19 protein-coding genes are annotated in these 22,012 nt (G+C 48.8%); 11 read left to right on the forward strand and 8 right to left on the reverse strand.

Features of this window, described 5'->3' with window-relative positions:
* Positions 1-32: 32 nt before the first annotated feature.
* The 4 genes from AC2VDX_RS21170 (at position 33) to AC2VDX_RS21185 (ending at position 2,547) form a co-directional block, all read left to right on the forward strand.
* Positions 33-1,028, forward strand: coding sequence for an L-lactate dehydrogenase (locus AC2VDX_RS21170; protein WP_378184675.1), 996 nt, complete (start codon positions 33-35; stop codon positions 1,026-1,028).
* A 228-nt stretch (positions 1,029-1,256) separates the two neighbouring features.
* The gene (locus tag AC2VDX_RS21175) at positions 1,257-1,454 is read left to right on the forward strand and encodes a hypothetical protein (RefSeq protein ID WP_378184571.1); all 198 of its coding nucleotides are present in this window, start codon (positions 1,257-1,259) and stop codon (positions 1,452-1,454) included.
* Between the two features lie 275 nt (positions 1,455-1,729).
* On the forward strand, positions 1,730-1,924 hold the full coding sequence (locus AC2VDX_RS21180) for an NblA/ycf18 family protein (RefSeq protein ID WP_190412666.1): 195 nt from the start codon (positions 1,730-1,732) through the stop codon (positions 1,922-1,924).
* A gap of 296 nt (positions 1,925-2,220) precedes the next feature.
* Positions 2,221-2,547, forward strand: a complete 327-nt coding sequence (locus AC2VDX_RS21185) for a hypothetical protein (RefSeq protein ID WP_378184572.1) — start codon at positions 2,221-2,223, stop codon at positions 2,545-2,547.
* On the opposite strand, the gene AC2VDX_RS21190 is transcribed toward AC2VDX_RS21185, so the two are convergent.
* The 8 genes from AC2VDX_RS21190 to patD form a co-directional block, all read right to left on the reverse strand.
* Positions 2,544-4,082: a serine/threonine protein kinase gene (locus tag AC2VDX_RS21190; RefSeq protein WP_378184573.1), complete on the reverse strand. Its 1,539-nt coding sequence runs from the start codon at positions 4,080-4,082 to the stop codon at positions 2,544-2,546. The two genes, AC2VDX_RS21185 and AC2VDX_RS21190, sit on opposite strands and share 4 nt — an antisense overlap.
* A 253-nt stretch (positions 4,083-4,335) precedes the next feature.
* Entirely contained in the window at positions 4,336-4,791 is a 456-nt protein-coding gene (locus AC2VDX_RS21195) for a hypothetical protein (protein ID WP_378184575.1), read from the reverse strand.
* A 315-nt stretch (positions 4,792-5,106) separates the two neighbouring features.
* Positions 5,107-5,538, reverse strand: coding sequence for a hypothetical protein (locus AC2VDX_RS21200; RefSeq protein WP_378184576.1), 432 nt, complete (start codon positions 5,536-5,538; stop codon positions 5,107-5,109).
* 373 nt (positions 5,539-5,911) lie between these two features.
* On the reverse strand, positions 5,912-6,094 hold the full coding sequence (gene rpsU / locus AC2VDX_RS21205; protein ID WP_190412664.1) for a 30S ribosomal protein S21: 183 nt from the start codon (positions 6,092-6,094) through the stop codon (positions 5,912-5,914).
* Between the two features lie 33 nt (positions 6,095-6,127).
* Positions 6,128-6,484: an RNA-binding regulator gene (locus AC2VDX_RS21210; protein ID WP_378184577.1), complete on the reverse strand. Its 357-nt coding sequence runs from the start codon at positions 6,482-6,484 to the stop codon at positions 6,128-6,130.
* A gap of 176 nt (positions 6,485-6,660) precedes the next feature.
* Positions 6,661-8,328 carry a dipeptide ABC transporter ATP-binding protein gene (locus AC2VDX_RS21215; protein WP_378184578.1) on the reverse strand — a complete coding sequence of 556 codons (1,668 nt, stop codon included), beginning with the start codon at positions 8,326-8,328 and terminating at the stop codon, positions 6,661-6,663.
* Positions 8,329-8,397: 69 nt separating this feature from the next.
* Positions 8,398-8,967: a TFIIB-type zinc ribbon-containing protein gene (locus AC2VDX_RS21220; RefSeq protein WP_378184579.1), complete on the reverse strand. Its 570-nt coding sequence runs from the start codon at positions 8,965-8,967 to the stop codon at positions 8,398-8,400.
* Positions 8,968-9,142: 175 nt separating this feature from the next.
* Positions 9,143-9,532: a heterocyst frequency control protein PatD gene (gene patD, locus AC2VDX_RS21225; protein ID WP_378184580.1), complete on the reverse strand. Its 390-nt coding sequence runs from the start codon at positions 9,530-9,532 to the stop codon at positions 9,143-9,145.
* Positions 9,533-9,906: 374 nt separating this feature from the next.
* Between patD and AC2VDX_RS21230 the strand changes: the two genes are divergently transcribed.
* From AC2VDX_RS21230 to AC2VDX_RS21260, 7 genes are all read left to right on the forward strand, one after another.
* Positions 9,907-12,216, forward strand: a complete 2,310-nt coding sequence (locus AC2VDX_RS21230) for a RelA/SpoT family protein (protein ID WP_378184581.1) — start codon at positions 9,907-9,909, stop codon at positions 12,214-12,216.
* Between the two features lie 108 nt (positions 12,217-12,324).
* On the forward strand, positions 12,325-13,308 hold the full coding sequence (locus tag AC2VDX_RS21235) for a YegS/Rv2252/BmrU family lipid kinase (protein ID WP_378184677.1): 984 nt from the start codon (positions 12,325-12,327) through the stop codon (positions 13,306-13,308).
* Positions 13,309-13,590: 282 nt separating this feature from the next.
* Positions 13,591-17,898, forward strand: a complete 4,308-nt coding sequence (locus tag AC2VDX_RS21240) for a response regulator (protein ID WP_378184582.1) — start codon at positions 13,591-13,593, stop codon at positions 17,896-17,898.
* Positions 17,899-18,125: 227 nt separating this feature from the next.
* Entirely contained in the window at positions 18,126-18,581 is a 456-nt protein-coding gene (locus AC2VDX_RS21245) for a FecR domain-containing protein (protein ID WP_378184583.1), read from the forward strand.
* 75 nt (positions 18,582-18,656) lie between these two features.
* On the forward strand, positions 18,657-18,938 hold the full coding sequence (locus tag AC2VDX_RS21250) for a FecR family protein (RefSeq protein WP_378184584.1): 282 nt from the start codon (positions 18,657-18,659) through the stop codon (positions 18,936-18,938).
* A gap of 215 nt (positions 18,939-19,153) precedes the next feature.
* Positions 19,154-19,666: a hypothetical protein gene (locus AC2VDX_RS21255; RefSeq protein WP_378184585.1), complete on the forward strand. Its 513-nt coding sequence runs from the start codon at positions 19,154-19,156 to the stop codon at positions 19,664-19,666.
* Positions 19,663-21,498: a diguanylate cyclase domain-containing protein gene (locus tag AC2VDX_RS21260; RefSeq protein WP_378184586.1), complete on the forward strand. Its 1,836-nt coding sequence runs from the start codon at positions 19,663-19,665 to the stop codon at positions 21,496-21,498. The genes AC2VDX_RS21255 and AC2VDX_RS21260 overlap by 4 nt, the downstream gene beginning before the upstream one ends.
* Positions 21,499-22,012 lie beyond the last annotated feature (514 nt).

Genomic DNA, 22,012 nt, shown 5'->3' on the forward strand with positions numbered 1-22,012 from the left:
TTTACATCAACGACATTTTGCATCACATAGATATGTTTGAAGAATTATTTACAACCCCTACCGAGACTAATCTTGACTTAGCGATCGCTCGCCGTCCCCGGAAGGGAGTCATTATTGGTGCCGGTCAGGTAGGAATGGCTTGCGCTTACTCAATACTGATTCAAAACACCTTGGATGAAATGGTGATTGTTGATGTTAATCGAGAAAAATTAGAAGGCGAAGTCATGGATTTAGTTCACGGGCTACCCTTTGTCGAACCCAGCGTAGTGCGAGCGGGAACCCTAGCAGATGGGGAAAATGCCGATATTGTAATTGTCACAGCAGGAGCAAAACAAAAGCCAGGAGAAAATCGGTTAAGTTTGGTGCAGCGCAACATAGAAATCTTTAAAAACTTGATTCCAGAAATAGTAAGATGTTCCCCCGGAGCCATTCTCCTGATTGTCTCGAATCCAGTTGATATCATGACCTATGTTTCCAGGAAACTTTCTGGGTTGCCTAGTTCTAGCGTTATTGGTTCGGGCACGGTGTTAGATACCGCTCGTTTCCGCTATCTGTTAGCCCAAAAGTTACAAGTTGACCCACGTAGTTTGCACGCCTACATTATTGGGGAACATGGAGACAGTGAAGTTCCCGTTTGGAGCAAAGTCAATATTGCCGGAATGAATTTATTAGATGGTCATGACAATAATGATTTAAAGGAAACTGCACAATTTGACGCGATTTTTCAACAAGTCAAGAATGCCGCCTATGAGATTATCCAACGCAAAGGAGCAACTTGCTACGCGATTGGTTTAGGGGTTACTCAGATTGTGCAAGCAATTTTACGCAATCAAAACCGAGTTTTGACTGTTAGTAGTTTGATGAATGGTCTTCACGGAATTAATGATGTTTGTCTGAGTCTACCTGCGGTGGTAAATCGTCAGGGTGTCACCAGGGTTCTGAATTTCTCTTTGACCCCTACGGAGTTAGAACAATTGCAACGATCTAGCCAAATTCTGCGCCAAACGATTGAGCAACTCAATCTTTAATCTCTCGGCTATCAGTTTAAGAGAATGTTTGAAAAGTAGTATAGCAATCCTAAATCATTCGTGAAATCTTTCGTCTCTCTTCTTTCTCTTCCTAAGCGCTAGCTCTTTGGGAGCCGCTACGCCAACGCGCAGGCTGAGCGCATCCGCGCCGCTACGCTTACGCCAACGCGATTAATTCTTACAACCCATTTAGGATTGCTAGATGAGCCTCTCGTAGGGGCTATTCATGTGGTAAACAAGCTGTCGCCAACCATTAGCTGTCGCCCGGATGTCGAAAAGCGGTACAGGATCGATGGTGTCATAGCCGACTTCTCAGACTCCTCTGGGTGGGTTGAGTCGATGGGGAAAGCAAATGTGTTGGATGCAATGTTTTTAGGAAACCGTATTGCGTCTCTACTCGCTGAAGATTGGCACTGCTATGGCTGATTAAGTATATTTACTTAGCTATTTGGTTCGTGATGAGCAATTTTCCCTCCAACAACTTGATAAAACTACCGCAACCCTAGATGAAACTTTCTGGGTGCATATTCCATCTTTGGGATTAACTGAAGTAAGTACAAAGAGAGATGGTTATTTTGTCAAATTATTGTTATCTTTCGTAATAACAGGGAGATGGTTAGCCGGTTCACCGATGTTCAGCCCTTACCCTGTGAGTGCTTCAGTTATCGATCAACCTATACTTTCTAAAGTCGGAGTTAACCATGAACCAACCTATCGAACTGTCTCTAGAACAACAATTCAGCATCCGTTCCTTTGAAAGCCAAGTGGAGAATATGAGCCGCGAACAAGCTCAGCACTTCTTGGTCAAGCTCTATGAACAAATGGTGATGCGCGAAGCCACATACAAGCATCTTCTGAAGCACCAATGGGGCTTAGAGCCAAATCCTCAGGAATAGAGCATCCCGTGTCGCAGTGGGCGACCTCCGTCTCTTGCTTTGTTCCTCAGGGGAAAGAAGCTGGGGGTGCTGGGGCGTCAACTTCAGTTTCAGTGCGTGCAAATAAGAATTTGAGTTTCAAGAACGTTGAGTTTTAGGAATTGCTTACGGTTGGAAGCGTTGTCTATTTAAATATCTGAAGAAAAAGATAGTATCTTTTCGCGAGATAGCGTGTTTAAGTAGATGAGCGTAGGTAAAAATTTATCGGTTTGCGTGTCAGGGTTACTGAATTGGTACTGATTTTTCAGAATTTTGACATGAAGTTGTACAATTTATGCCGAGTCTGGCAGTACTGGCATAAGCAAGATTGGTTTTTTGAGTTGATATTTTCGTACTACAAAATATTTTCGTACTACAAAAGTAAATGCTATAGCTTTATAGCTGTGCAGACATCGGCGGAAGCGAGAACCGCTGGCGAATTGACGCTTTGCAAGCAGTCCTCCGGGCATACGCTACGCGAGGAGCGCGAGTACGCGCATAGGCTTTTCGATCGCACAAAGTGCAAACTAGAAACAATCAAGCGCGAGTCCTTAGATTCTCAACAAACTCCTGACTCTCGTTCCCTGACTCAGCAGCCAGACTAGCCTGAGATATCCGAAGAATAATCTCCGGTCTGAATAGATTCCAGCTTCATCAAAATCTTGGGCTTTAGCTTCTCAAACTCCTGCTTGAGCAGACTTTTACTCATTTGGGGCTGAGCCACAGAGGATAGCGTCTGGCTTGTATTTGCCCACTCTTGCAGCATTTGGCGTTGGACAGGGGCAATCGTGGAGGTCATCACATTCGCGCACCGATGCGGTTCCTCCAAAGCAAAGAACAGAATCCGATAAATCCCGCTTTCTCCCAGCTGTCGCACAATTTCCTGACCCATAGAAGTTTTTAGATCCAGGTAGCAAGTGAGCCAGCGAGGGCCATGTTCGCGGTTGTGCAGGGCGGTAATCCACAGCAGCATGGGATGGGGAGACATCAAAAACAGAAACTGATTGTAGCGGGTGCTGATCAGGCGATTCTGAATTTCCGGTTTGTGGAGCATGACCCACAGAGTTGGCAACACTTCGCGGCTAGTGCGAAGCAGATGGGGAAATACAATCTCTGCAATCGGTTTGTTTTTAGGCCAGGAAGTTAAGCGGCAGACTTCATCCGCTGTCGGGGCGTTTTTGGGTGTGGGGTCAGCCACGACGGGCAGTTTGGATAAAACTTCTCCAATCCGCTGACCTAATTGCCGACCTTGACCAAAACGTTGCTCCAATGGCTCTAATGCTTGTAACACTTGAGCCGCATTTTGGGGGCGATCGCTGGGTACTTTTGCCAAACAGCTCATCACTAAGCTTTCTAGAGATTTCGGCAATTTTAGATCGGCGTTAACCGCCTCAAAAGTTCTAGGAGGTATAAAATGATGAGCTTTATACCAGCCCCCAAACGAGTGAGTCTCTGCCATTAAAGGCATCTCACCAGTCAGCATCTCAAACATCATCACGCCTAGACTATAAATGTCAGAGCGTTTATCCAGTTCTCTGCCCTCCATTTGTTCTGGAGAACAATAGGCTAAAGTGCCCATAAACGAGTTAGTCTGAGCGATGTCGGACTGGAGCAGCTTGGCGATGCCAAAATCCAGAATCTTGACTAACTCACCTAAAGTAGTATCTTGAACGACTGTAATATTGCTAGGCTTAATATCCCGATGAATAATCGGGCAGACTTCACCATCTATGAGGATGCCCTGGTGAGCGCATTGTAGCCCTAAACAAATTTGGCGAGTGGTATTCAAAAACCGGGGTAAGGACAGGGGACGCTCCTTGAGAACCTCGCTAAGGCTCTCTCCTTGTAGAAATTCCATGACGTAGAACGGGATTTCGTTCTCGTCCACGCCATAATCCCTGACTCGGACAATGTGAATACTTTTTTCTCCCAAAACAGCGCAGATGGTCGCTTCTCGCTCAAAGCGATCGCGCATTTTTTGGTTCAACAGTGTCTGAGAGAGGAACTTAACGGCTACGGTAACGCCTCCCAGTAACATATCCCTGGCTTGATACACTCGACCCATTGCGCCTTTGCCTACCAACTCCAAGAGTTGATAGCGATTGGCGAGTAAGCGATCGGTGTTGGGGTCTGTCATCATAATTCGGCTCCTAAAATCCGGAGCATTTGTAAAATTTACCGATAGGGAGCTATTAACTTTATCTCAAAGGATGAAGTCTTAAGCCTGAAGGCTTAAACAGATATTAAGTTCCAGGCAAGAAACCAGAAAGACGAGAGGCCGCTCTTTCCTACTTCATACCTCTTACTTTATATTTCCCAAATTCCACTTCATATTTCACACTTTATATCTTCTTACTGACCACCTAGAGCCTGAAGCTGAAATTCCAGAGCGCTCAAGAATATGATTGTGGCTGACGCTCCACGGTTGCTTCCATCGTGCTAGTCAAATAATGACCCGCCATGATGCCACTAGAAAGGTAGTAGGTATTTTCATTGAGGCGGTGCAAGGTATCAAAACCAGTGCGCCGTTGGCGATCGCCTAATACCCAGTAACGCTGCACGATCGAATCTGGCGTAACCCAGCCCTCGCCCTCAACACGACCTAAAAGATTGTGCTGTAGCACAAAGGTATATTGGCGTTCCCCAGCATCAAATCGCCCACGATATTGTAAAGAAATTTCCTCGCGAGCGCTGCCGGGAAAGCTCAGCTTTGTCACCATTGTGAACCAGTTTTCTCGACCCCAGGCCACTAATGTTCTGCCACTCAAGGTGATTGGCATCTCGTGACGCTCCAGCCAATTTCCTTGGAGCGTCCATCGTCCTGCCTCCATTAAAAAGGTGTGACCCACGGTTGTCACCTTGCTGCCTGCTTGAAACCCTCAGTCCTCAGTCCTCAGTCCTCAGCCCTCAGGTGACCCACGGTTGTCACCTTGCTGCCTGCTTGAAACGCCGCCTTTAAACGATTCTTCCCTTGCAGGATGAAGATTCAAGGCGACAAGTAAGTTTAGTATAACCGGAGTCTTGGGACGTAAAGTGCAATACACTTGTGCGGCTTCATCCCAAAATCAAACTAAGGAATCTTTTATAATTCTACTCCCCCGATCCCCAGGACAGTTTATCAATGTTATCTGTGACATTGAAAGATTTTGGCGTGAAATCCGCCTCTATATTCCGGCTCTTCTACTCCTAGACACCTCTGCGCCTCGGTTCTTCGGCTCCGGAAGCATCGCCGGAACGAAAGATTCAGACTTTGAAGAGTCTGCAATCTTCATAGCAGAATGAGTCCAAGCATCATTGGACAACAGCCCTTGAGACACTTTAAAGTCAAATGGATGAGGGGGTTCTTGTACAAGCGACAGGGAACCTCGATCGTGCGCTTTCACCAAGCTGACGACCCAAGGTAGAAAGTCTAAGATTTCCTCTGGCAGTACGGTTAACTCAAAGTACCAACCCTGATTAAGTCCTCGACATTCTCTTCCCCATTGTGCCGTTGTGACTCTACCAGCGCTCTTATTAATCGCCACTCGCAGCAGAAACGGGCGTTGAGGGATTAACTTGTCCGGTGCAGTGTATGCATAAATACTTATATAGTTCACTTGGCTCCGATTGTCTATCCAAGATGCAATCGGAAAATTACTACTATAGGAACTTCCAGTAACTCTCACTGGCACATTCATAGCAGTAGCAAAGAGAGAATAAAACTCACGCCTTAGGTCAGCGATAATACGTATTGCTTCTGGGGTCATGCTTGCTAAAATTTGTAGAGAAAATACAAGAAATGGCTCTATTTCAAAACTTGTGATGGTGAGACCTTCAAATTTTGCTTTAAAGCCTCACCAGCTTTTGAAATAGAGCCTAAGCAAAGATCGCTTGATAGCAAGCTGTAAAACGCTCTTGAGGCTGCGTTGTGCTGAAGAATGTTACAGATGTTATTAATCTGTCTTAAACTCGATTTTCGGACAGTAAGACTTAATAGCGGAAACGCTTCTTACGCCTTCTAGCGATCGCTTTGCGCTTGCGTTTTTCCAAAGGAGTCTCAAAGTGACGTTGCCGTCTTATATCTGGAAAAATCCCTGCTTTAGAGACTTGACGCTTAAATCGGCGCAGGGCTGACTCAATGCCTTCATTTTCGCCTACAACTACTTGGGTCATCCGGTATCCTCCTAAACTATTGGATTAATTGCATTAATAGCGTCGATAGCCGCCAGCACCGCCGCCGCCACCGCCGCCGCCGCCGCCGCCTCTATCTCTATCTTTACCGCCCCAGCTACCACCAGGACGACCTCCACCTCCTTTATCCTCACGAGGCTTGGCTTTGTTCACTTTTAGCTCTCGCCCCATCCACTCAGCTCCGTTAAGAGCTTCAATGGCGGCAGTTTCTTCAGTTTCTGTATCCATTTCCACAAAAGCAAAGCCCCGCATCCGACCCGTCTCGCGATCGGTTGGTAACTGAACCCGCTTAACGGTTCCATACTCAGCGAAGACATTGCTGAGATCCTCTTGCGTAACTTCGTAGGATAGGTTGCCTACATAGATCGACATGGAATGTCTCCAGAATCAAAAATGTGGTGTAGAGAGTTAGATCCGGAGAAACGCCTGTCAGTAGAAATAACAAACACTACAGCCGAATTTAAGTCTATGTTTAAGGATTTTAACACACGATTTAGTCCCTGAATCTGAAGCCTGTCATAGAGCCATGTTGTGCTGACCATTCAAAACTATCTATCTATCGAAGGCTGCTGTGACACCAGTAAGGGGGCGGCTTGTAGTAACGTCTTGGTGTAGTAGTGCTGGGGATTGGTAAAAATCTCGTGGGTTGAGCCGAGTTCGACAATGCGACCGGCATTCATTACTGCAATGCGATCGCACAAAAATCTCGCCACACAGAGATCGTGAGTAATAAACAAATACGTTAAATCGAAGTCTCGCTTTAACTCTAACATTAACTCTAGTACCTGCGTCTGGACGCTGGCATCGAGCATACTCACCGGCTCATCGCAGATTAGCAGTTTGGGGCGGGTAATCAAGGCACGAGCGATCGCCACCCGTTGCTGCTGTCCCCCCGACAAATCCGATGGATACCGCTCATAATACTCGGCTGTAGGAGTTAAGCCCACTCGCTCTAGCATCTGCATTACCTGCACTTTCGCCTCATCAGAGCTAGCCAGTTTGTGGATAAACAGGGGATCGGCAATACTTTCACCCACCGTCATCAGCGGATTCAGGCAAGCATGGGGATCTTGAAACACCATTTGCATTTGCCGCCGCGATGCCCGCACGCTTTTAGTAGACATCTTCGTTAAATCCTGTCCCAGAAACTCAACGCTTCCCTTGGTTGGGCGAATTAACTGCAAGATCGTCCGGGACAAGGTACTCTTACCGCATCCGGATTCTCCTACTAAACCTAAAATTTCCCCCGAATAAAGTTCCAAGTTGATGTCATCCACCGCTTTAATGACTGGGACATCCTTGGAAAAAAACTGTCCGATGAAACTGCTCTCTAAAGTGTAGTACTGCTGCAAATTTTTGATTCGCAGTAGGGGGGTTGGTAATGGATCGTTGCTTGTCGGCTCCTCGGCTCCCGTGTCATATTTCCTGATGTGAAAAGCCGCTTCCAAAAGCGATCGCGTATATTCGTGCTGCGGTTGCCGAAAAATAGACTGGGGCGAGCCAGTTTCTACCATTTTCCCGGCATACATCACCGCAATGCGATCGCAATACTCTCCCACCATTGCCAAATCGTGAGAAATCAGCAACAGTGCCATCTCTCGTTCCCGGCACAGTCGCGTCAATTCTTGTAAAATCTGCGCTGCTACGGTCACGTCTAAACTGGTCGTAGGTTCATCTGCGACAATTAGCTTTGGGTTGAGAAGTAAAGCCAGCGCGATCGCTACCCGTTGCCGCATTCCTCCACTAAACTCATGAGGATACTGCGACCATCGACTTGCCGGGATCTTCACTGCATCCAGCGTTTCCAGTACCTTTTCCTTCGTCTGTTGCCGTGATAGATGGGGTTGATGGCTGTGGAGAGTTTCCAGACAGTGCTTCCCAATTGTCATCAGGGGATCGAGGCGCGTCATCGGATCTTGAAACACCAGCGCCACTGCTTCCCCCCGAAACCGCCGTAACTGTGCTGGAGTCAGATCGAAAACCGACTTACCCGCAAACGTCACTCGCCCCTCAATGCGAGATGAGGCTGGTAACAAGCGCATCGCTGCCCTTCCCAGGGTTGATTTACCGCAGCCCGATTCTCCCACTAATCCCAGTTTCTCTCCGGGTTGTAAAGTGAAAGAGACATCATCCACTGCCCAGGAAGGTATGGCAGTAGAACGACGGCTGGGATAAGCAACCCGCAGATTTTCTACACAAAACAGGCTCTCAGTCATTCGGTAACGGGTAATAAGTAATGGGTTGGGTGATGAAGAATTAGCAATCCAACAAGATAGCAAGTTCCGCTATTTTGTGACTCCTACTCGCCGCATCAGATAGGCGACACCAAAATCTCCACTCGGATGTTTTGCTAACTGTTCCGCCAGCTCAAACACCCGCGCTGCCAGTTCGGGACCGAGTTTTTCCATTGTGGCTTCACGTTCTTTCTCTGATTGTTGCTGTTTTTCCACCTTTGTCTGCCATTCACTGGAAAACAGCTGCTCGATAGTCGTGTGCAGCCCTAATTGAGATAGCACATCCCACTCGCCGCGATCGCACCAAATCCCACTACAATTTAGGCAACGTTCTACATAAAACGGCGTTTTCAGCCTTACCTTGGCGCGAGATAGATAACGACCGCACCCCGGACACAGCGCCGCTTTGGTATCAAAGGGAGACTGCACAAAATCCACATTCAGGATTTGAGCGATAGATTCCGGATCTACAGGCTTTAGTTCCGGTTGCTGTGCTTGCCACGCCTCGTATTCCGCAGAGGGAATCCAGGTTCCCTTGCACTCGGTGCAGTGTTTTACAGCTAAATTTCCCGCCAAGGTGCCATCGAGTAGCGATACACTCTTACATTTTGGACAGTTCACCAGTTTTTCTTCCTCTCCCAGGTTAATTTTTTATTAATTTACTCTGTTTTTTCGGACATCTTGCACTTGCTTTAGGGCTGCGACTCCGGCGATATGAATGCCTCCACGGGCGGGTTTATCCAGGTTATCTGTGAGATGCCTCCAGAGATGCCAGAGAAAGCGGTGAAATCTGCCCCTATATTTCTCCCTTGCTTTCCCGATCTCCGTCTGCTTGCAGGAGGGCTTGACAGTAGCCAATCAGGGTTGATAAGCGATCGCTGATTGCAGCTTGTCGGGGATTGGCGGTTGCGGAACGGCGAGACGCTTGCAAAAATGTCATATCCATCTCTAAAAGTCGCAGCGCCCGATAGATTTCCGTCTGGAAAGACCGCCACCGAGGCTCAATCTCTGGAGCTAATTCATCACCAGTCAAACTGGTAATTTGCTGTGCAAAAACTTGTTTGACGTGTTGGAATTTTTCACCGATCCCTTCTCGTTCTTGATTGGCGGCTGTCATTGTATGCAGCAGCTGTTCTAGGGCTGTCAAAAGTTCCTGATAACGTTGTTGGTAAGACTGAGGCAACATTGGCACGTTGTTCCGCTAGAATCAATGTAAAGAATTTTGTCTATTCAACAAGGCAACTGCTAAGCACCAGCTAACTGGTGTAGGCTTGCAAACTTCAAGCAAGCTTTAGGTCAGGGCAAGAGCGATCCGTCGCACCAGAAGCGCGACGCGCAGTAAGCGTAGGCATTAGCCAAGCGGTATCTTGGTGCATCGCTCTATTTCTGACAATATTCTTACCATCGACCCTTGACAATTGAAAATCCAAAATTCAGTAAACCTAGGGACTCTTTAATGCAGACCCTAGCAGATGTCCCTTTAGCCTCTAGACAAAATCACTTTCCCCGTCAGACAGCTCCTCGCTATTTTTACTCTTTATGCTCGACATACTCAACACTATGAACGCACAAGCTCCAACTTCTACAATTAGTTGTGTTATTCCTGACTGGCTACAGGAATGTTTGAAGGCACGCCATGAGGACAATCAAACAACCAAACAGCCCACAACGTCCGAAGGTGCAAGTGCCAAATCTTTCCCAACCGCTGCGGAAGCTGATTTAATCGGTCGCGCCTTTGAATTTGCTTACCAGTTACACGAAGGTCAGACTCGTAAATCAGGGGAAGCTTACATCTGTCACCCGGTCGCCGTTGCTGGTCTTTTGCGAGATTTGGGTGGTGGCGCTGCCATGATTGCAGCTGGCTTTCTGCACGATGTAGTAGAAGATACGCCCGTCACCCTAGAAGAAATCGAACAGCGCTTCGGCTCAGAAGTGCGGCTGCTGGTAGACGGCGTCACCAAACTTTCTAAATTTTCAGAAACCTTTTCCAGCAAGACCGAACGCCAAGCCGAGAACTTCCGCCGAATGTTTCTGGCAATGGCTCAAGATATCCGGGTGATTGTGGTGAAGCTAGCCGACCGGCTGCACAATATGCGAACGCTAGAACACCTGCCTGATGCCAAACGGCGGCGGATTGCCCAGGAAACGCGAGAAATCTTCGCACCGCTGGCAAATCGGTTGGGGATCGGACGATTTAAGTGGGAACTGGAAGATTTGACGTTTAAGTATCTCGAACCCGAAGCTTATCGGCAAATCCAAGAGTTGGTGGCAGAAAAACGGGCAGACAGAGAGATTCGATTGGCAAACGTCAAAGAAATTTTGCGCCAAGGACTCACCTCATCTAGCATTACCTGCCTTGACATCAGCGGACGTCCCAAGCATTTGTATGGGATTTACCAGAAGATGCAGCGACAGCAGAAGGAATTTCACGAAATCTACGACTTGGCAGCAATTCGGATGATTGTCCAGACGAATGAAGAATGCTACCGCGCGTTAGCTGTCGTTCACGATGCCTTTCGACCGATCCCCGGTCGGTTTAAAGACTACATTGGTTTACCTAAGCCCAACCGCTATCAGTCGCTGCATACGGTAGTTCTGGGAATTACGGGTCGTCCCTTAGAGGTGCAAATTCGGACTTTGGAAATGCATCACATTGCTGAATATGGGATTGCGGCGCATTGGAAATATAAGGAAACGGGGAGTTCCAGCCGTACCCAAATGACAGCAACTGATGAGAAGTTTACCTGGCTGCGGCAGCTGTTGGAATGGCAAAGCGATTTGAAGGATGCTCAGGAATACCTGGAAAACGTCAAAGACAACTTATTTGACGATGATGTTTATGTGTTTACGCCCCAAGGGGATGTGGTACCTCTAACTGGGGGTAGCACTCCCGTCGATTTCGCTTACCGGATTCATACAGAAGTGGGAAATCGCTGTGCGGGGGCGCGGGTCAATGGACGGATGGTGACGCTGGACACGCTGCTGAGAAATGGAGACATTGTGGAAATTCTCACGCAGAAAAATAGTCGTCCCAGTTTGGATTGGCTGAATTTTGTGGTGACAACAGGGGCAAAGAACCGGATTCGCCAATGGTACAAGCGATCGCACCGCGAAGAAAATATCGCTCGCGGTCGAGAACTGCTAGAAAAAGAATTGGGCAAAAGTGGCTTTGAATCGCTGCTGAAGTCAACCCCCATGCATTCGGTTGCCGAACGATGTAATTACCACAGCGTCGATGATTTACTTGCCGCCCTGGGTTACGGGGAAGTGACTCTAAACCTGGTAGTCAATCGCATCCGAGAAGCCGTGAAAGCAACTCAAACGATTGCCACTGCCCCCGACCCGATCAAAGATTTGGCAGCGGCTGTCGCACTCCCAACCTCGAAAAGCCCGATCCCAACTCCCAGCACCAGTAAATCTCCCATCGCGGGTGTGGAAGGGTTACTGTATCATCGCGCTGGATGTTGCGGGCCGCTCCCCGGTGAAGCGATTATTGGTGTAGTCACACGCGATCGCGGAATTTCCATTCATCGCCAAGGGTGCAATAATGTGGCGAGTGTCGCCGGCGATCGCTTAGTCCCCGTTAGCTGGAACCCCACCGACTCAAGCGGACGTCCCCAAACCTACCAAGTTAGCATTCAAATTGAAGTGCTTGACCGCGTCGGAGTCTTTAACGATATCCTGTCCCGTTTAAGCGATGACAATATTAATGTGCGGGGTGCGGGCGTGAAAACATCCGATGGACGACCGGCAATCATCGACCTATGTATTGATATCCGCGATCTCCAACAACTGGAGCGCTGTTTCACCCAAATTCGCCAAATCAGCGACGTTCTCAATTTACGTCGCTTCGGTCAAGGATGTGAATAGAGATCCTGCGATCATTCGTCATTCGCCACTGACCATAGACTCATACTATGGACGAATGACCGCGACTCACGGCTGATGACAATGGACTAATGACTAATGACTAATGATATAAAACGCTCTGCCTGTCTCATCTTTAATCCAGTTGCCGGTCAAAGCGATCCCGATCAAGATTTGGCAAAAATCCGGGCACTTTTAGAGCCGGAAATTGACCTAGATATTTATCTGACGACGCCAGAAGTTGACGCCGCTCAATTGGCAAGAGAAGCAGTTGCACGAGGTGCCAGTACCATTATTGCCTCTGGTGGTGACGGTACCCTCTCAGCCGCCGCCGATGCCCTAGTGGGGACGAACATTCCCATGGGCGTGATTTCCAGAGGAACCGCAAATGCCCTCGCGTCTGCTTTAGGGCTACCGGATACGATAGACGCCGCTTGCGAGACAATTTTGGCAGGTGTAACGCGGGTGGTGGATGCCGCCTACTGCAACGGCAAACCGATGGTATTACTCGCTGGGATTGGTTTTGAGGCGGAAGCCGTTGAACGGGCGGACAGGGAGACGAAGAATCGCTTGGGGATGCTGGCATACATCCTGGCAGGAATTCAACAGTTGCGGCAGTTCAACACGTTTGAGGTTGAGATTGAGACGGAAGACAAAATCGTGAAACTAACCGCTGCTGCCGTAACCATTGCCAATGCTGCACCACCCACATCCATTTTGGCTCAAGGTCCAGCGGGCATCCTTTTTGATGATGGGTTGCTAGATTTAACCGTCGTGGCACCGAGCAATGTCGCCGGAGCGATCGCTGCCTCCTATCATTTACTTCAAACTGCCTTAAGTGGCAGTGCGACAGAACGAGACGACATCGGCTATCTGCGAGCTAGACGGATTCAGGTACGAACCAATCCGCTGCAAAAAGTCGTCGTAGATGGGGAACTTATCGGCACCACTCCGATTGATGTCGAGTGCATTCCTGGCGGCTTAACGCTCTTGGTGCCCCTGATCGAAGAACCCTCGCCGACAGAAAAACTTGAAGGTTTACCTAGTGTAATCATTGAATCCAAGCAGGACTCAATTCCGCCTGAAGACGTTTGATTTGTAAGTCATTAATCATTAAGTAGGAGAACTCCATTAAACCCTGTCATCTTGTCGGTTGGGGAGCTACCCCCGTGCAGATGTCTTAAAAGCGTTGAGGGGCGTGGCGTTTGAGGTACAAAATTCACCATTGGCAAGGGTTTGAGTGGGAGTTTTCTGCCCAGACTAACCTGGAAGCCGAACAACTGTTCGCAAAAGCCAGACAGACGTTCAAGGGATGAAAGCCCACAAACATCAAAGGAAGAGTTTCCGGTGCTGTGTCGGCTCTAGTTCAAATTGATTATGAAAATCCTCCGTCCTATCCTGCGATCGCTATCCAGATACCTTAGCAAGCCGTCTCTCCGGGATTTGCTGTTTCAGCAACCTAAAAAAAGCCGAAGTCTTATGGCTCAAGACGAGAGCCTTGATTCTTCTTTGGAGCCGCAACACCCCTTGCCCACGAACAGCGACGCAGCTAGCCTTGACAATGAGGCGGATAGGCTCAAGGCACTTCATCGCTATCAAATTCTCGATACGCCTCCAGAACAGGCATTTGACGATTTGACTGCTCTGGCTTCCCATATTTGCAATACTCCGATTGCCCTCATCAGCCTCATTGATGGCAATCGGCAGTGGTTTAAGTCAAAAATTGGTCTAGAAGCCACAGAAACACCAAAATATTTAGCGTTTTGCGCCCATACGATTTTCAAACCGGATGAGCCGCTAATTGTACTTGATGCGTTAGTAGATGAGCGCTTTGCCACAAATTCTTTAGTGACATCTGACCCTTATATCCGGTTTTATGCAGGAGTTCCCTTGGTAACGCCCGATGGCTTTGTTTTGGGCACCTTATGCGCGATCGATCGAATTCCTCGAAAGCTCACGAACCAGCAGATTCAAGCGCTCAAAGCATTGGGGCGGCAAGCGATCGCTCAGATGGAACTCCGAATTCATCTGAATCCATCAGAACACACAGTAAATGACATTAGCGATCGCAAGCAAACTGAAGAGGCACTCCAAAAGACAACCAGCTTACAGCGGGCAATTTTGGATAGTGCCAACTACACGATCGTTTCTACCACACCAGACGGCACAATTTGCACCTTTAATGCCGCCGCCGAGAGATATTTAGGATATGCTGCTGCTGAGGTCGTGGGCAAAACAACACTCCGCCGATTCCACGATCCACACGAAGTATTCCGGCGTGCCCAAGAATTGTCGCAGGAGTTGGGAATTATCATTGAGCCAGGGTTTGAGGTTTTTGTTGCCAAGGCGCGTCGTGGGGAGGTGGACGAGCGTGAATGGACTTTCATCCGCAAAGATGGTAGTCGTTTTCCAGTGCTGGTGTCGATGACAGCGTTACGGGATACTGAGGGCAACATTACCGGGTTTCTCGGAATTGGCAGCAACATCACCCAGCGCCAGCAGGCGGAACAAGAACTGCGAGAGAGCGAGGCAGGGTTACGGGCGCTGTATGAAGTGACGGCGGCTCAAGGCGACCAAGCAACGCCGCTACACTTTGACCAACGCATCCAGCGAATGCTGAAGATGGGATGCTGGCGGTTTGGCTTAGAAATCGGGACACTGGTGAAGATTGAAGGAGATAAATATCACCTGATTGCTGCCCAGGTGCCCGAAAACTCACCTGTTCAACTTGTCAAAGGAAATATTTTCGATGTCAAGCAGACTTATTGCGGCGAGGCACTGCGCGGCGACGAACCGATTTGCTTTGAGTCAGTTGAGATATCGCAATGGTACCAGTATCCGGCGAATACCCCTTTCAAAATAGAGGCATATATTGGCACTAGGGTAGTGGCAGGCGGTATTGTTTACGGCACCCTTAGCTTCTCCAGTTTAAAGGTGCGATCGCAAAAGTTCACGGCAGTAGACAAAGAGCTGGTGAAGCTCATGGCACAGTGGGTGGGGGGTGAAGTTGAGCGTGCAAAAGCCCAAGATGCCCTGCAACAGCAAGTTATCAGGACTTTGCTGCTCAAACGGATTACCCAAGAGATTCGCGCCAAGTTAGAAACCCAAGAAATTTTTCAAACGACTTGTAATTTATTGGGCGAAACATTCGGTGTGAATCGCTGTTTAATTCACTCATACATTGCCACCCCTACACCACAAATTCTCCTAGTGGCGGAGTATTTGGAGCCTGGGTATGATTCGATGCTGGATTTACAAGTCCCCATTGTTGGCAATCCCCATGCCGAACAAACAATTTCTCAAGATCGAGCGATCGCTTCCTCAAATGTATATGCCGATCCGCTCCTAAAAGCAACTGTTTCTCTGTGTCAGCAAATTCAACTCAAATCGATGCTAGCGATTCGCACTTCCTATCAGGGAGAACCAAACGGTGCGATTGGCTTACATCAATGCAACACCTTCCGTCAGTGGACAAAAGAGGAAATCGAGTTACTCGAAGCCGTGGCGGATCAAGTCGGCATTGCTCTGGCTCAGGCTTGCTTATTAGAGCAAGAAACCCGCCAACGCGAACAATTAGCTCAGCAAAATTTTGCCTTGGAAAAAGCAAAACAAGAGGCAGAAGCGGCTAACCGTGCCAAGAGTGAATTTTTAGCAACGATGAGCCACGAAATCCGCACTCCCATGAATGCGGTAATTGGCATGACTGGGTTGCTACTGGATACCGAACTCAAGCCCCAGCAGCGAGACTTCGTAGAAACGATTCGCAACAGTGGCGATGGCTTACTTACTATCATTAATGACATCCTTGACTTTTCTAAAATCGAGTCCGGCAAGTTGGAGCTGGAACAGCAACCCTTCAATCTGCGAGATTGTATAGAAGAATCGCTTGATTTGCTGGCTCACAAGGCGGCAGAAAAAAACTTGGAATTAGCTTATCTGATAGACCCTTCTGTGCCAAAGATGATTGTGGGGGATGTGACGCGACTACGCCAAATTCTGGTGAATCTGATTGCGAATGCAGTTAAATTTACACCCCAAGGGGAAGTTGTGATTTCGGTAAAAGCTCGTCAATTGGGACGAGGGAGAGGGGCAGGGGAGCCGGGGAGCCGGGGAGCGAATTTGAGACAGGAATCTGCCGATCTTATAGATGGCACGAGACAACCTATTTGTGTGGGAAAACCAGAAGAAAAAGCTGCAATCCCAAATCAAAAATCCAAAATTAAAAATCTCAAATATGCGATTCGTTTTGCTGTTAAAGATACCGGGATTGGGATTCCTTCCGACCGCATAGACCGTCTGTTTAAACCCTTCAGCCAGGTTGATTCTTCTACCAGCCGCCACTATGGCGGTACGGGGTTGGGATTAGCGATTAGCCGACAATTAACGGAAATGATGGGCGGTAGAATTTGGGTGGAAAGTGAAGGGGGTCAGGGTTCCACATTTTATTTCGCCGTTGTAGCAACCTCCGTTCCCACTTCAACGCTTGCTGAGAGCAGCCACTCCCAACAACTACTAGCTGGAAAACGGTTGTTGATTGTGGATGATAACGCGACCAATCGGCAAATTTTGACTTTGCAGGCGATCGCTTGGGGTATGATCTCCCGGACTGCGACCTCTGGGGAAGAGGCATTGAGCTGGCTGAGCCATCAGGAAACCTTTGACATTGCCATTCTGGATATGCAAATGCCGCAGATGGATAGTTTAAATTTAGCGGCAGAAATTCGCAAACTACCCAATGCTCGGACATTGCCATTGGTGATGTTAACTTCTCTGGGCAAGTCGGAGATAGAGCTACAAGCACAGCAAGCAAATTTTGCCGCTTTCGTGAATAAACCGATTAAACAATCTCAGCTCTACAATGTCTTGAGCGGTCTCCTTGGCGAACCCGCTGCGCTGCCAAGTCCGCGTTCCCAACCCGCACACATTGATCCGCATCTAGCGCAACGGCTACCGCTACGAATTCTGTTAGCGGAAGACAATGTCGTTAACCAAAAGGTGGCGCTGCATCTGTTGGGGCGTCTGGGGTATCGAGCGGATATCGCCAGCAACGGTTGGGAAGTGCTGCAAGCGCTGCAACGCCAGCCCTATGATGTCGTTCTGATGGACGTGCAAATGCCAGAAATGGACGGATTGAGCGCCACGCGCCGGATCTGCGAGGAATGGCTCTACGAACAACGTCCCTGGATTATTGCCATGACGGCGAATGCGATGCAGAGCGATCGCGAGGAGTGTTTGAGCGCGGGCATGGATAATTATGTCAGTAAGCCGCTCCAGATGGAGGCGCTGGTGAAGGCGCTAGCCGCTTTGCAGCCGCTTCCCCGTCTCCCCATCTCCACCGCTGCCGTCGATCCCCAGGCAATCCAAGCGCTTTGCGATCTGTTCGGGGAGAATGCTTCATCCGTTCTGGTGGAAGTTATTGATAGCTTTTTGGAAGATACACCCCACATATTGCAAGTGATTCGGAATTCAGTGGATGCTAGAGATGCAGTGGCGCTGCGACAGGCGACTCATACGCTCAAGTCAACCAGTGCGACACTAGGTGCGATGACACTATCCAATCTGTGTAAGCAACTCGAAGCGATCGCCAAAGACGATACTCTAGCAGGGTCGCCGGAAATCGCATCGCAGCTGGAGGCGGAGTATGAGCGCGTGCGCTGTGCGTTGCAAGATTTCTATCCCGGATAGGGATTTAGATCGCCGTCTAGCCTCAATTCTTGGCCCATTTACGGACAAGTCTAATCAAGATGCTTTCCCTTCCCCAAGAACCATGCTCATCCTGCGGAAGGGGAGGCACTTAGAACAAGCCGATACAAAGTGCGATCGCTCCATCAAGTTAATATTCACAAGTCAGCCGGAAAAATTAAAACGGCAAAATCAAATTAGTAATTTTTAATTTCCACAAGAGGTGAGCGGTGAAAAGTCGTAGAGCATTCGTGTCTCTCCTGCTGTTGGTGGCTCTCTTGAGCATCAGTATAGACTCAGTGGCAAAACCTTTGCCGGTTCGACTCAACCGACGGTTGGAAGTCGTCTCCTATGCGGGTAAAGTCACCTATAAACTGAGAGAAGCCGCCGGGTCGGTTTGGGTCGGCTTGCGCCTTGAGAACGTGGGCGATACTCTCAAAACGGGCGACCAGTCTAGTGCCGTCCTAGCCGTCGATACCGGCGTTGGCTTTGTTAATGTCTCAGAAAATACCACCCTGCAAGTACAACAATTGCAGACAACGCCTGACGGCGGACGAATTACGCGGCTTCAAGTAACGGGGGGACAAGCTCGCCTGGAGGTGCGACCGTTTACAAATCCTAATTCGCGCTTTGAGATTGAAACACCTGCGGGTTTGAGTGGCGTTCGCGGGACGCAATTTGGTTAGGACTCGCCGCACATCACCACATAGTAAGGGCAACCACAGGGGGATTGCCCCTACAAAAGGCTATATGTATAAGCTTTGCGTAAGTCTGTTGGTGTCAGCGTCAAACCTAATGGTAGGACGGGCGTTGCTACCCTGGAAGGGAGTGTGGTCGAGGAAGCTCAGGGGCAAGCCGTAGCAGTCAATGCTGGGTTCCGGACTTTAGTCATTCCTGGCGAACCCCCTTCACAGCCAATTCCTTTAAAAGAAGAGGCTGAGTTAGAGATGCGAGTCCTTGCGGCTATTGAGGGCGATCGCGCACGCATTCGCGGTCTAATCGCTCCGTTCAATCTGTTGATCGTTGCTCGTGAGACTCGGTAAGCGCATTTTATCTGCAACCCCATCTCCGTAAAATCGCCTCACTTTTGTTTTAGCAAAAGCGAATTGCGCGATCGCTCAAGCCTTTCGACAATAATAGAATCTAGAACCTTGGGGCATCTAAATCTACTTTCTTCTGTGACCGTAGAGTGTCGTTTTGATTTAAATCCCTGTGGATTGACACTCTTTAAAACACCCCTCTTAAAAAACAAACTCAAATGCGCTTTGATTGCCCAGCTTCCTGGCAGGATAGTTTCCAGGATGAAGCCTCCGTGCTTACGTTCCAGCAACCCCACTCGCATCTAGAACGTCGCCAACTAGAGAAAGCGCTGCGTCAAGAGATCGGGAAATTGAAACGATATCAATACGATTCGGTTAGAGCGAAAAACACCAAAGTTCGCGTAGTTCGCATTGGTTGGGTTGAGAAACGCAACCCAACAAAACATAAGCATTTGTTGGGTTTCGTTCCTCAACCCAACCTACAATTATTTTTAACCGAACCGGATTGGAAGCGATATTATAGCACCCTCTCCAAAAAGCCTGCCTCGATCTACTTCACAAGCGTGCCGGTGAGTACAAATCAACCGCGAGTTGGGAATGCAGGCACACTAGCAGTCGGAGGCAGGAAAAATCAAGCATTCCTCACTGATGCCAACAAAGCCTGCAGACTGCATTGGGACAACTTTTTAAAGGTTTTTGCCTATCCATTTACGGGCATGATTACTTTATGAAGGACATGACTCCTGCCCACCAAGCAGAGGAACGCTATGTCCTAGCCGTTAATGCCGGTCAGGTAGGACTCTGGGACTGGGATCTCCAAACTGGTGAAATGTATCTCACCGCTAGCTGGAAAGCCATGCTGGGCTATAGCGAAGGCGAAATTGACAACCACATAGATGCTTGGCTCCATCTCGTACATCCGGATGAGCGGGAATGGGTGATGACCGCTGCAAGTATTCATCAGGAAGGGTTGACACCCCAGTATGAAATCGAACATCGGATGATACACAAGAATGGCAATATCCGGTGGTTTCTCTGTCGTGGCATGGCATTTCGAGACGCGCAAGGCAAACCTTATCGCATGGCAGGCTCAATAACTGATATCACCGAGCGCAAGCGAACTGAGGAAGCCCTTCAGGAAAGCGAGTATCGGTATTACACCTTAGCTAAAATGTCCCCGGTAGGCATTTTCCATACGGATATGGAAGGGAACTGCTTATATGTCAACGAGCGCTGGCGCGAACTGGCAGGATTGACCCTGGCGGAAGCACTAGGAGAAGGCTGGATGAAAGCTCTGCATCCCGATGACCGCGATCGCGTCATCAGCGAATGGCAGCAGGCGATGATGGAAAACCGGCGATTTGCCTGTGAGTATCGGTTGGGGCGTGCCGATGGAGTCATTACCTGGGTATTCGGTCAGGCGGTGGCGGAAAAAGGAATAGCTGGTGGGACTGTTGGCTTTATTGGCACGCTCACCGATATCACCGAACGCAAGCAGGCGGAGGAGGCACTGCGACTGCAAGTTCTCAGGGAGCGACTGATGGGGGCGATGCTAGAGCGCATCCGTCAGTCTCTCAATCTCAGCGAGATTCTCAACACTACGGTGGCAGAAGTGCGGCAATTTCTCGCCTGCGACCGGGTGATTATTTATCGTTTCGAGGCAGGCTGGAGCGGGGTTGTGGCTGTGGAGTCTGTAGACCCCAATTGGACTTCGATGCTGGGAACTCCCGTTTACGATCCCTGCTTTAAGGAAAAGTACGCCCAGCTGTATCAGCAGGGTCGGGTTCAAGCAGTCGCGGATATTTACACATCAGGACTGGGTCAGTGCCACATCGATTTGCTAGAGCGGTTTCAGGTTAAAGCGAATTTAGTCGTTCCGATTCTGCAAGGGGAACAGTTGTGGGGATTGCTGATTGCTCATCATTGTTTGCAACCACGGCAGTGGCAACCGTGGGAAATCGATCTGCTCTTTTCTTTGGCGATGCAGGTGGGAATTGCGATTCAACAAGGGCAACTCTATCAACAATTGGAGGCAGCTAACCAAAAGTTGCAGCGCCTTGCGACTTTGGATGGTTTGACTGGTCTGCCGAACCGACGCAGGTTTGACGAGTATCTGGAGCAGGAGTGGCGGCGTCTGAAACGAGAACAAGTCCCGCTGTCTCTGATCTTGTGCGATATTGACTTTTTCAAACTCTACAATGACACCTATGGTCATCAAGCGGGGGATACTTGTTTAATTACCGTCGCCAGCGCGATCGCTCAAGCTGTAAAACGACCGGCGGATTTAGTCGCTCGATACGGGGGCGAAGAATTTACCGTAATTTTGCCCAATACTGCACAAAAGGGTGCATTGCAAGTGGCAGAAGAAATTCGAGTGGCAGTGCAAGACTTAAAGATTGTCCATACCCATTCCTTAGTTAGTCAGTATGTGACGCTGAGTTTGGGCGTTGCGACTACGGTTCCCGACGGCGATACTTCACCGGAAACATTGCTCAAGGCAGCTGATGAGGCGCTTTATCAAGCAAAAGCTCTGGGGCGCGATCGCGTTAGCCGATGCTGTTAGACGCAGCTCATCGCCTTAGCCGATGCTGCGTCTAGCATTTGCTCCCGTCGCGTCAGCGCGGCGTTGCAGAGAAATTCGGCTCCCTCCCAGAAAAGCGGGGAGGCGTGCTTCCCAGTTTCCTATACCAATGCTCTAAATGCGACCAGTCGCGCGATTCTGAAAAAATGCCTTCACAGCTTTGACAAGCTGCGTTTCCACTTATCTAATGGCTAAACGCTAATCCTACTCTTTAAATAAGTAAAAAATCTGTAGTTTAAATTACATTATTCTTAACAATTCGCTACTTCCCAGTTGAATATGCCATCCTAAAGGAATAAGAACTATTAACTAAGGCATTAATAACTGTAGAAAAATTACCTTGTCCCAACTTTATATTCTCTTTAAGAAACTAGGCGCAATTATACACAACTTGTTGCCTGGGGTATTAGGTATTGGAGATTGAGCCAGTATTGAAAAGTCTTCTATCGTAAGGGTTTTTCTGTGTCGTGCCCGTAATCCCCAGTCTCCGAAAATA

This window comes from Coleofasciculus sp. H7-1 (genome assembly GCF_057473865.1).

Coding starts and splice junctions, on each gene's coding strand:
- AC2VDX_RS21170 (WP_378184675.1), top strand. CDS start 33: ATGTTTGAAGAATTATTTACAACCCCTACCGAGACTAATCTTGACTTA.
- AC2VDX_RS21180 (WP_190412666.1), top strand. CDS start 1,730: ATGAACCAACCTATCGAACTGTCTCTAGAACAACAATTCAGCATCCGT.
- AC2VDX_RS21185 (WP_378184572.1), top strand. CDS start 2,221: ATGAAGTTGTACAATTTATGCCGAGTCTGGCAGTACTGGCATAAGCAA.
- AC2VDX_RS21190 (WP_378184573.1), bottom strand. CDS start 4,082: ATGATGACAGACCCCAACACCGATCGCTTACTCGCCAATCGCTATCAA.
- rpsU (WP_190412664.1), bottom strand. CDS start 6,094: ATGACCCAAGTAGTTGTAGGCGAAAATGAAGGCATTGAGTCAGCCCTG.
- AC2VDX_RS21210 (WP_378184577.1), bottom strand. CDS start 6,484: ATGTCGATCTATGTAGGCAACCTATCCTACGAAGTTACGCAAGAGGAT.
- AC2VDX_RS21215 (WP_378184578.1), bottom strand. CDS start 8,328: ATGACTGAGAGCCTGTTTTGTGTAGAAAATCTGCGGGTTGCTTATCCC.
- patD (WP_378184580.1), bottom strand. CDS start 9,532: ATGTTGCCTCAGTCTTACCAACAACGTTATCAGGAACTTTTGACAGCC.
- AC2VDX_RS21230 (WP_378184581.1), top strand. CDS start 9,907: ATGAACGCACAAGCTCCAACTTCTACAATTAGTTGTGTTATTCCTGAC.
- AC2VDX_RS21240 (WP_378184582.1), top strand. CDS start 13,591: ATGAAAATCCTCCGTCCTATCCTGCGATCGCTATCCAGATACCTTAGC.
- AC2VDX_RS21255 (WP_378184585.1), top strand. CDS start 19,154: ATGCGCTTTGATTGCCCAGCTTCCTGGCAGGATAGTTTCCAGGATGAA.
- AC2VDX_RS21260 (WP_378184586.1), top strand. CDS start 19,663: ATGAAGGACATGACTCCTGCCCACCAAGCAGAGGAACGCTATGTCCTA.